This window comes from uncultured Intestinibacter sp., from assembly GCF_902468165.1.
Lineage (GTDB): Bacteria > Bacillota > Clostridia > Peptostreptococcales > Peptostreptococcaceae > Intestinibacter.
The window spans coordinates 1-11,244 of sequence record NZ_CABQXJ010000092.1; the positions used below are offsets into that span (position 1 = coordinate 1).

Genomic DNA, 11,244 nt, shown 5'->3' on the forward strand with positions numbered 1-11,244 from the left:
TGCTGCGGTTGCCACTGCAATTGCCATTGAAATACGTTTTTTCATTTTCTTTCTTCCTCCTATTTTTTACGTTCTCTCTTGGACGTTTTCTTGATGATTGTATGATAGCATTGTGGTCCAAATATGTCAAGCGGTTGTCATATAGTTTTTCCGTTTTGAAGTCACTTTGTTAGAATTATACTATTTTACATCTCTGTTTTTGTGCAGTTTTACATGTGTTTTGTCTTTTCGCACTTTAACGCGCTACATTTTTCATATTTTTCAATCAAAACGGCGTTTATTTTATCGCAACCGCATGACATGTTAATTTTATAACAGAATTTGAACTGATATTTAGGTGATATTTGCCTGATATTTGGGTGAAATAACAAACATTTATAAGGTTAAAAAAAATATTGCCTTTTTTAATCATTTTCATTTATCTAAACTTTTCATTGAAATAAAAAAATAAATGTATACAATAACCCTAGTGTAAAAAATGTCAAAGAAGATGGCTAAAAAACCATCTTCTTCTTTAAAATAACAACAGTTTGCAGAAGTTTATATTTTCTTAAAGGCTAATTAATATCATCCACGATTTTATAAACTATTTGCATTTTTATTTTTAATATATTTTAATATACTTATATATTTAGACACTCTTCGCTAAAATCCTTTAATTTTTTTGAAAAGATTTTGCTTTTATCAAAATAATGTGTGTGTAGATATTTATGAGCGTTGTGACCTCCTATATCTCCTAAAAATTCATCATATAGTTTTTTAATATCTTCATTTTCATGAGATTTACGTTGAGGTTTATTTTTATCTATAGTATACAGTCCTGCTCCTCTTGCTTTGACTTTTTCGTAGTCGCCATTTGTAAACGGTTGTCCTCCACCATTTACACATCCACCAGGACAAGCCATAATCTCTATTATGTCGTATTTAGGTTTTCTTCCTGATTTTATATCATCTCTCAAATCGTCCATCAATTTTCTAGCACATCCTAAAGAAGACGCAGCAACAACATTTACATCTGTACCAGCTACATTTATAGTAGCCTCTTTTATTCCATCAAACCCTCTCACTGCTTTAAATTCTATAGCATCATCTGCTAATTCTTCTTTTGTGACAAAAGTATATGCAGTTCTAAGTGCAGCTTCTAGTACACCTCCTGTAACACCGAATATATCAGCAGCACCAGTTGAATATCCAAGCGGACTGTCGAAGTTTTCTTCGTCTAAGTTTTCCAAATCTATACCTGCTGATTTTATCATTCTAGCAAGCTCTCTAACAGTAAGAGATAAATCAGTATCTAATATGTTGTTTTGAGACAATTCTTTTCTTTTTACTTCGTATTTTTTAGCTACACAAGGCATTATAGATACAACGCTTACTTCATCAGGCTTTTTATCTAAAACTTTGTCTGCAAAATAATATCTAGCTACTGGTGAGAACATACTTTGTGGTGATCTACAAGTTGATAAATATTTAGTCAAATCTGGATATTGATTTTCACAGAAGTTTACCCACGCTGGACAACATGAAGTCATTATAGGCAAGTCGCCACCTTTTGTAAGTCTATTTACAAATTCGTTTGCTTCTTCCATTATTGTAAGGTCGGCTGCGAAGTTTGTATCAAATACATAGTCAAATCCCAATTCTTTAAGTGCAGCTACAACTTTGCCAGTAGATATTGTACCAGGTCTTAAATCAAATTCCTCGCTTATACCAACTCTGACAGCTGGGGCGATTTGGACCATAACTGGTTTATCTTTTTGTGCAATCAACTTCCACGCCTCGTCTGTGTTGTCTTTTTCAAGTAATGCACCTGTTGGACATACATTTATACATTGACCACAGAATGTGCATTCAGTTTTTGCTAAATCTGTTTCAAAGAATGTCCCGATTTCTGTAGAAAATCCTCTATTAATTCCTGATAATACTCCTACAGTTTGGACTTTATTACACATTGTCTCACATCTTCTGCACAAGATACATTTGTCGTTGTCTCTCATTATAGAAAAAGAGCTGTAGTCTTTAGATTTTTCTAATCTCTCACCTTCAAATCTTATCTTCTTAATTCCAAGTTGAACTGCTATATCTTGAAGTCCACAATTTCCGCATTTTGTGCAAGTGTAGCAGTCTTGTGGATGGTCAGATAATAAAAGTTCGACTACACCTTTTCTAAATTCAATTATTTCAGGTGTATTAGTTTGTACCTTCATTCCCTCTTTTGCTAGTGTTGCACATGATGGCACCAATCTTCCATCTGCATTTACTAGACAGACACGACATGATGCACAGCTATTGTCAAATCCTATATCATCTATATGTAAATAACATAAGTTAGGTATTTTTACATTTACTTTTTTTGCCGCCTCTAAAATATTTGTCCCCTCTTCAACAGCAACAGCTTTTCCATTTATAGTTAAATTAATTAAACTCATTAATAGATTCCTCCTTTAAAAACTCGGTATATGCGATATTTGTGAATTACTCTTTTATTATTGCGCCTTTTCTACATTTTTCCATACAAGCCCCGCATTTCAAGCACTTAGTAGTATTGATTGTGTGTTTTTGTTTCTTTTCACCAGTGATTGCTTCTGCTGGACAGTTTTTCTTACATAATCCACATCCGATACAATCGTCAGTTATTACGAAGTTTAACATAGCGCTACATTTAGCTGCTGGACATTTTTTATCCTTAACGTGAGCTAAATATTCATCATAGAAACAATTTAATGTACTAAGTACTGGGTTTGGAGCACATTTACCAAGACCACATAAAGAAGTATTTTTTATTATTGTAGCTAATGATTTTAAATTAACTAAGTCCTCTTCTGTACCGTTACCTCTACATATTTTATTTAATATTTCAAGCAATCTTCTATTTCCTATACGACATGGAGTACATTTTCCACATGATTCATCAACAGTAAATTCTAAGAAGAATTTAGATATATCGACCATACAGTCGGTTTCGTCTAAAACTAACATACCACCAGAACCCATCATAGAGCCTATTGATGCTAGCGATTTGAAATCTATTGGAGTGTCTAGGTCTTTTGCTGATATACATCCCCCAGATGGACCACCAGTTTGAACAGCTTTAAATTCTTTTCCTCCTGGTATTCCTCCACCTATTTCGTATACGATTTCTCTTAAAGTAGTCCCCATCGGTACTTCAACAAGACCTACGTTGTTTACTTTTCCACCTAAGGCGAAAACTTTTGTTCCTTTTGAATCTTCTGTACCGAATGATGAGAACCACTCAGCACCTTTATTTATTATTGCAGGTATGTTGCCAAACGTTTCCACGTTGTTTACAGTAGTTGGAGCTTGCCATAGACCATGTTCAGTCGGGAAGTATTTATTTACGATTGGCTCACCACGATTACCTTCTATTGATTTGATAAGTGCTGTACCTTCACCACAGACAAATGCACCAGCACCGTATTTTAATTCTATTTTGAAGTTAAATCCACTTCCCAATATATCCTCACCCAAAACGCCTGCCTCTTCTGCTTGGGCTATTGCTATTTTTAATCTCTCTATTGCTAGTGGGTACTCTGCTCTTATGTATATATATCCAATATCGGAGTCTGTTGCATATCCGGCAATCGCCATAGCCTCAAGTACGCTGTGTGGGTCGCCTTCAAGAAGTGATCTATCCATAAATGCACCTGGGTCGCCCTCGTCTGCATTACAGACAATATACTTATGTCCGTTTAATCTTTTGTTTTCGGCAGCTGCTGCCCATTTTAATCCTGTTGGGAATCCTGCTCCCCCACGCCCTCTAAGGCCTGATTTTTTCATTTCGTCTATTACTTGTTGTGGAGTCATTTCTTCTAGACATTTAGCAAGTGCTAAATAACCGTCGTTTGCTATATATTCTGAGATGTCTTCTGGGTTTATATGACCGCAGTTTCTTAATGCAATACGAAGTTGTTTTTTATAGAATTGCATATCTTCGTGTTTTTGAACTTTTTTATAATCAAGTGCAGGTTCTTCAAATAATAATCTTTCTACTACTTCATTTCTACCTATATGACTTTCAACTATTTCTTTTGCGTCATCTGGTTTTACATGAACGTAAAATACATTGTCAGGATATACTTTAACGATTGGACCCATTGCACAAAATCCAAAACATCCTGTCAAATGTACCATTGCGTGGTCTTCAAGCCCTGCTTTTTTTATTTCTTCTTTTAGATTTTCTATAATAAGTAAACTCTCTGAAGAGGTACATCCCGTACCTCCACAGACTAGTATATCTCTTTTATCTGGTATAGCATCTGTATGGTTTTCTCTTAAATCGAGAATTGGTTTATATTTTTTTACAGCATCTTTTAACTCTGCTATCGTATTTAATTTTTTCATCAAAAGTACCCCCTAACAGCTTAATTCTAAATTTCTATAATTATCTAGTATTTTTGAAACATCATCTACAGTTGCTTGTCCGTAAACTTTTCCGTTTACAACTACAACTGGTGCAAGCCCACAAGCACCTACACATCTTAAACCTTCAAGTGTAAATTTAAGATCTTCAGTAGTTTCACCAGCTTTAATTCCTAATTGTTTTTCAAATTCAGCCATTACTTTATCTGAGCCTTTGACGAAACAGACAGTACCAAGACAGACGCTTATCTTGTATTCTCCAATTGGATTTGTTGAGAAGTAAGAATAAAAACTAACAACACCATATACCTTAGAAGGTGATACTCCTAATTTTTCAGCTATATGGAGTTGAACTTCTTTTGGAAGATAACCAAATATCCCTTGAGCCTCTTTAAGCACAAATATCAATGCACTCTCATCAGCTGCTTCTAATGAATTTATTAAATTATCTAATTCATCAAATAATTTCCTATTTTGTTCAACAAAATTGCACATAAAAATCCCCCTTTAAAAATTTAAACTACACCTTTTCGTATGTCTTTATACAAAAATTATTATAAGGTTAATAATCAAACCTTTTTAAGTTAATTTTATATGATTTTAGTTTTTACACCAATATATAAAATTAAAAAAGAAAATTATTATGTCTAAATTTATTTTAAATGTTTAATATAATCATCATAAATAATATATTTTTTTATAATTATTATAATTTTTATACAACATTTTAATAATAAATTTTATAATTAAACTTTCTAACTATATAATAGTATAAATTCAGTTGAAAATGTGTTTTTTTTGGGAAATTGGAAATAAATACTGTGTTTTGTATTATGTTATTTTAATAACAAAATTCGCTGCGCTCATGGCGCAGGCGACTTTGTCCGTTGCTTAAAATTCACTTCGCTCATGCGCGGGCGAATCAAAGATTCCGTTGCTAAAAATTCACTTCGTTCATGCGCCAACGAATCAAAGATTCCGTTGCTTAAAATTCACTTCGCTAAAAAAAAGCTAGCCTAAGCTAGCTTTTAAACGTTTTCAAATGTGTAAATCGCATCTATTCTAGTTAAATAGAGTGTTCCATTGTCACACCCTATATATTTAGCGTATTTTTGAAGTTTTTCTTTTGAAAGCTCTAAATCTCTGGAGTCATTATCAATAAGTTCTTGTACATACATATCCATCAGATATTCTTTATATGGTCTTATATCGTATCCTAGGTATTTTGTGAGTCTTTCTATTTCTCCTCCAAAATCTCCATCTTCTTTTACTAAATACTCATAGACTTCTTTTCTATAAGGATTTGCCATGATTATCTTTTGGACTATTTTGGCGCTGTCTGGTTTGCTTATAAATCCGTCTTTATAATTGTTAAATAGCGCATTTGCTTGTTTTATAGACTCTCCATCTATATATGATTCCACATCTTTTACTCCATATTCTAAAAGTGCATCTATGACAGCCATGTGTATATTAAAGCAATCTCTATACAAGCTTCTCGATAATTTATCTACTAATGGCTTTATATCAAATAATTTAGACACATTTCTTTTATCTTTTAAAGAACTCTTTTCTTTTATAGCATTATTATATATTAGCTTAAAGTCGAAATATTTTTCGCAGTATTTCTCTTTAAAAATATTAAAATCAACGACAATTACATTGTAACTGACTAAAATCTCTACACCTTTTTTTACTGCATCGTCTATTAAATTTTCGGCAAATACTAAGTATTTATCGTTAAGTCGTCTAAGTGTAGTCAAATTTTCACTGCAGTACTTTTTAAATTCTTCACTCGCATCTTGGGCATATTCTAAAAATGTTTTTCGTATAGTATTGTAATTATCTCTTTTTTCGTCGAACTTTACCATTGCTCCGTTTATATCAAACACGATCATAGCAATAACCTCCTTGTAAAAATGTTTACAATTTTTTCTCACTATTACTATATTTGATTTTATAACTAATTTTCCTTTCAAATACAAAATTTGTCTAAAACTTTTAATGGTTGTTGACTAAATTCTACACAAAATCCTATTTTTCTACTACAGTATAAATTCTATATTACTCCCAATAGACCAAATATTATCGGCACAAACATTGCTGGAAGTAGGTTTGCAACTTTTATATCTTGTTTTAATAGCATGTTTATACCAAGTGCCAATATAAGCAAGCTCCCAACAGCATTCATCTCTGTTATTACAGCAGTTGACAATATTCCCTTTAGTAAAAATGCCCCACTTGCTATAATCCCTTCGTATATAAAAACTGCTATCCCCGATAAAAGTACACCTATCCCCATAGTTAGTGAGAATAAAAACGCAGAAACACCATCTAAAGCTGATTTTGCAAATAATGTGTCGTTATTTCCAAACAGTCCACTGTTTAATGAACCGACTACTGCCATAGCCCCCACACAAAACAGTAAACTAGTAGATACAAATCCTTGTGATATCGACACCATCTCGCTCGAATCATCTTTTTTGTCTTTATTTAATTTAGTTTCTATCTTATCTCCAAGTCCATTAAGACCCTTATCTATATCAATTAGCTCCCCTATAAGTCCTCCTACAACCATAGACACTATACATATTAGGACGTGCTTACATTCTAGTGCACCGCTTATTCCCATATATATTATGCAAAGTGCCAACCCAGACATTATAGTATCGCTTATTTTTTCGACCCTATTATTTTTGTCAAGTTTTACTATTAATCTTTTTAATAATAATGCGACCAAACTCGCCATAACTATTGTAACGCTATTTATTATAACCCCTAATCCAAACATATTATTTCACCCTAATATCTATTACTTTGTTAATAATTTGTTTATTATTTCTTATTAAATCTAATTATTTTGCCAAATCTATTATTTTTTTGGGATTGTCTGCAAACTCTTCAAATGAATATGTCGTATAAATTACATCTTTACCTAAGAATCTTTTATATCTATTTTTTTCTTTTTCTCTTATGGATCTTCTCTTTTTGCTGTGATTATTTACTACGATTACTTTTAGATTGTCTTTTTTTCTGCTCGTCTGAACTCTTTTTAATAGATATTTTATGTGCATATCCGCCTCTGGAAATGAATAACCACAAAATACAATGACGTCGCTATCTCTAATAGCCATTTCTGATTTGTTCCAAACTGTGCTTAAAAATACGTTTGACATATTTTTAAAATAAGTCGGCGGTACAATTATTGGGACGGTTACCTCTCCACAATTTAGGCATTTCGCTTGATTTATATTTTCAATTATTCTCATTACTCCACCTTCAAATGGCGTAATCGTGATACTATTACATATTGGACAGTAAAGCCAATTTAGAGAGCCATGGATTTTATATAAGTTTACCATTGGATCTTTTGGTCTTTGCCATGAGTTTGTATCTATTTTGAAATTTGAAAAATCAATGCCGTAATTTAGCATAACGGGAAACTTATTTTCATCATATAAATTTGCTATTGTATTATCTATATGTATATCGTAATTTACACTTATAAATGTAGTGTCTTTTAATAAATCTTCTTTTATTAAGTTTTCAAGAAGAAGTTGGTGATAACTATTACTTCCTCTTGTGGCATTGTTAAGAGCTGATGCAGTAAGCATTATCAAAGACTGTCTTATATACGATATACTCGTATTTTCGTCAGTATAGCTTTCTGATTTATAATTTTTAAATGCCTCTCCCCTTTGTTCTGCCAAGTCGAGTATTCCCAATACTTCTTCAAATGTTGGAAAATTTATATTTTCTGCATCATTATTTTCTACATCAATAAAAAACAAGTCTTTAAAAAATTTTACTAATTCCCTATTCATCTTTTTATTTTTATTTTCTGGCAATATATATTTGAAATATTGCGAAAATATTTCGTTTTGTATAGGTAAATTTTCTGCTGCTGAAGCTCCTGCTCCTAAAAAAATAGTAATATTCATAGCTGCTTTAAATCCTCCAAAAAATAATTTCTCTTGTAAGTATATTATACAATTAAAATTATAATTATCCATATTAAATTATATCTATTGAAAATTTTATAAATTCCCTTTATTAAGTTTTTTTAATTAAAACACTTTTTTAAGATTTATATATATGGTATCTTTTATATAGTATAAATATATTATGGAGGTGTATTTTGAAAGAAGACAATATTAAAAACAGCTATGAATGTAGGCTTAATTATTTTGTCTGTACTTCACTTTGTGCTACAAAGCAAGCTTATAAATATATAGATAAAGTATACAATTCTAATAAAGAAAAATACAATAATTTTTCTATAAACTGTTCATATTACAATCTAGCAAATTCTAGATTATTAGAAGAAGAGATGTATTTTAAAAAAGCACTTGGAATTATTACTTCTGGGGGAGAAAAAGAATTTTACTATATACTTAGAATGACTTATAAAAAGGCAAATCTACTTATTAAAAATAGTGGAGATATTGTCAGATTAAATGAATTGCCTATAAAACCCGACTCAATGCCTGAAGAAGAATTTCTCGGCAATTATGCCGCAGCAATAATCCTAGCCCAAAAAGAAGGCAAGGAAATAGATGAAGATGACTTTTTCTTTAGAGCATTTCAAGAGATGGTCAATTTGAGGATGAATCCTCTAATACAAAATTCATTTAAGTATTCTAATATAGATAAATCTACACGAAAACAACTTAGACAAGTCGAATCTAATTTGTGTCACAAATACCCTAATATGACCAAGTGTCTGCGTGAGTTAGATTTTCAAAAAGGCTATGGAAAGCTAGACACAGAAAAAATCAACGACTACCACAGAATTGCCTATGCACTAGATTATGTATATGAATTAGAAGGTTTAAATATCATACCTCTTCTAAATAATAAGCCACACAGTACTAGTGAAGAAATTCAGGAATTAATCAATATCTGGGTTAAATGTGGCGGAAAAGTAGAAGAGTCTAACTACGACGCATTGTATTCATATATAATATCGTCTACAAAATTAAAAAGGATATTAGAAACATATAAAGATGCAAAACGCCTATATTTTAAAGATATAGCTGATATAGATAAAGAAGAATTAAAAGAAAAAGATGAAATGATCACTAAAATAACTCAAGAAAAATCAGACTTAGAGGCAAAATATAAAAAGACTAAAACTGAGTTAGAAAAAGAAAACGAAAAGTTAAAAGAAAAGCTGAGACTTCTTGAAAATAAAAATAAACAACTTGAAGAAGAGGTAAAAAATGAACCTCATATAAAAGAAGAATTAGTCGAACTTAGAAATTTAATGTTTAATTTATCTGAACATGTAAATATTCCGCCAGTCGGAAACCACAATGAAGTAGATATAAATAAATTAAACAGCTTAAATGCAGTCTGTATAGGCGGGACCGAATCATGGATAAACTCTATGAAAGAAGTCCTTAATAACTGGGTATTTTTACATGCCGGTTTTGACAATTTTGACACAGCCTTATTAAAAAACAAAGAATATATCTTTGTAAACACAGTCTCAAACACGCACTCAATGTATTATAAGGCGATTGAAAACAAAGACAAAAATACTAAAATAAGATACATAAATGCCCTAAATAGAGATAGGGTTTTATATGAAATAGAAAAAAATTTATAGAGTCTACTTATTAAAATATTTAGTTAAAAACTAATCAAAGTAATATGAAAAAACATCCATTTTTATTTAAAGTTACATAGTTCTAAATAAAATGGATGTTTTTTGTGTTTTTTATATTATCTATTTTCTTCTTTCATCTTTTTAATAGCTTGTATAGCTTTTAAAGTACCCATTTTTGAGTGATCAAATGTAAGTCCACCTTGGAAGTATACGTTGTATGGTGGTCTTATTGGAGCATCGGCACTAAGCTCTATTGATGAACCTTGAACGAATGCACCTGCTGCCATTATTACTTCGTCTTCGTATCCTGGCATTGCCCATGGAACTGGTTTTACAAACGCATCAACTGGAGCTGCTGCTTGCACACCTTGACAGAAACTTATAACTTCTTCAGCATTGTTAAGTTTTACAACTTGTATTATGTCACTTCTTAAATCGTCGTATTTTGGAAGTACGTCGTATCCTAATTTTTCAAACGCTCTAGCACAGAATATAGCTCCCATTACTGCTTGTGATGTAACGTATGGAGCCATGAAGAACCCTTGAAGTACAGTTCTTGTAGTTCCGAAAGTAAGACCACATTCTTTACCTATTCCTGGTGATGTTAATCTATAAGATATCATTTCTATTAAGTCAGCCCTACCAGCTATGTATCCACCAGTTAAAGCAAGACCTCCACCTGGGTTTTTGATTAGTGAACCAGCCATTACGTCTGCTCCAACTTCTGTAGGCTCTTTAGTATCTAAGAATTCACCGTAGCAGTTGTCTACCATAACGATTATGTCTTTATTTACAGATTTAACAACGTCTATTGCTTCTTTTATATCAGCTATACTAAGAGATTTTCTCCAAGAGTAACCTTTAGATCTTTGTATCATTACTAATTTAGTTCTCTCGTTTATTTTTTTCTTAACGCCTTCTAAGTCTATATCTCCATTTTCTAAGAAATCTACTTCATCATAAGTAACTCCGTATTCTTTTAATGAACCTTTTTCTTCTCTTATACCTATAACACCTTGTAGCGTGTCATATGGAGTTGCAGTTATTGATAAAATCTCATCTCCAGGTCTAACAAGCCCTTGCACACATAAGCTAAGTGCGTGTGTTCCGTTTACTATTATAGGTCTAACAAGTGCATCTTCAGCCCCAAATACATTTGCATATATTTCTTCAACTTTTTCTCTACCTATATCATTGTACCCGTATTCCTATCGCCGGGATCGCCGGTGACCAGCAGGCGGCCCTGTTCGGCC

Annotated in this window: 7 protein-coding genes and 1 pseudogene; 1 reads left to right on the plus strand and 7 read right to left on the minus strand. The window is 32.0% G+C overall.

Features of this window, described 5'->3' with window-relative positions; genetic code table 11:
- Positions 1-623: 623 nt before the first annotated feature.
- The 6 genes from RDX53_RS12795 to RDX53_RS12820 form a co-directional block, all read right to left on the minus strand.
- Complete coding sequence (locus RDX53_RS12795) at positions 624-2,429, minus strand: NADH-dependent [FeFe] hydrogenase, group A6 (RefSeq protein WP_307994290.1); 1,806 nt, start codon at positions 2,427-2,429, stop codon at positions 624-626.
- A gap of 46 nt (positions 2,430-2,475) precedes the next feature.
- Complete coding sequence (locus RDX53_RS12800; protein ID WP_307994291.1) at positions 2,476-4,362, minus strand: NADH-quinone oxidoreductase subunit NuoF; 1,887 nt, start codon at positions 4,360-4,362, stop codon at positions 2,476-2,478.
- Positions 4,363-4,374: 12 nt separating this feature from the next.
- Complete coding sequence (locus tag RDX53_RS12805) at positions 4,375-4,875, minus strand: NAD(P)H-dependent oxidoreductase subunit E (RefSeq protein ID WP_295779220.1); 501 nt, start codon at positions 4,873-4,875, stop codon at positions 4,375-4,377.
- Between the two features lie 533 nt (positions 4,876-5,408).
- Positions 5,409-6,278 (minus strand): kinase, encoded by an 870-nt coding sequence (locus RDX53_RS12810; protein ID WP_195931807.1) that lies wholly within the window; start codon positions 6,276-6,278, stop codon positions 5,409-5,411.
- 161 nt (positions 6,279-6,439) lie between these two features.
- Positions 6,440-7,171, minus strand: coding sequence for a DUF554 domain-containing protein (locus RDX53_RS12815; RefSeq protein ID WP_307994292.1), 732 nt, complete (start codon positions 7,169-7,171; stop codon positions 6,440-6,442).
- Positions 7,172-7,235: 64 nt separating this feature from the next.
- A complete protein-coding gene (locus RDX53_RS12820) occupies positions 7,236-8,321 on the minus strand; it encodes an SIR2 family protein (protein ID WP_295733940.1) in 1,086 nt (361 codons plus the stop codon).
- A gap of 197 nt (positions 8,322-8,518) precedes the next feature.
- On the opposite strand from RDX53_RS12820, the gene RDX53_RS12825 reads away from it, so the two are divergent.
- Positions 8,519-9,991 (plus strand): hypothetical protein, encoded by a 1,473-nt coding sequence (locus tag RDX53_RS12825; protein WP_307994293.1) that lies wholly within the window; start codon positions 8,519-8,521, stop codon positions 9,989-9,991.
- 116 nt (positions 9,992-10,107) lie between these two features.
- Here RDX53_RS12825 and RDX53_RS12830 read toward each other — a convergent pair.
- A pseudogene (locus RDX53_RS12830) lies at positions 10,108-11,196 on the minus strand (aminotransferase class I/II-fold pyridoxal phosphate-dependent enzyme); the annotation flags it as partial.
- Positions 11,197-11,244 lie beyond the last annotated feature (48 nt).

Bases quoted from the DNA above. Each gene is read 5' to 3' on its own strand.
- RDX53_RS12815 (WP_307994292.1), bottom strand. From the start codon at position 7,171: ATGTTTGGATTAGGGGTTATAATAAATAGCGTTACAATAGTTATGGCG.
- RDX53_RS12800 (WP_307994291.1), bottom strand. From the start codon at position 4,362: ATGAAAAAATTAAATACGATAGCAGAGTTAAAAGATGCTGTAAAAAAA.
- RDX53_RS12805 (WP_295779220.1), bottom strand. From the start codon at position 4,875: ATGTGCAATTTTGTTGAACAAAATAGGAAATTATTTGATGAATTAGAT.
- RDX53_RS12820 (WP_295733940.1), bottom strand. From the start codon at position 8,321: ATGAATATTACTATTTTTTTAGGAGCAGGAGCTTCAGCAGCAGAAAAT.
- RDX53_RS12795 (WP_307994290.1), bottom strand. From the start codon at position 2,429: ATGAGTTTAATTAATTTAACTATAAATGGAAAAGCTGTTGCTGTTGAA.
- RDX53_RS12810 (WP_195931807.1), bottom strand. From the start codon at position 6,278: ATGATCGTGTTTGATATAAACGGAGCAATGGTAAAGTTCGACGAAAAA.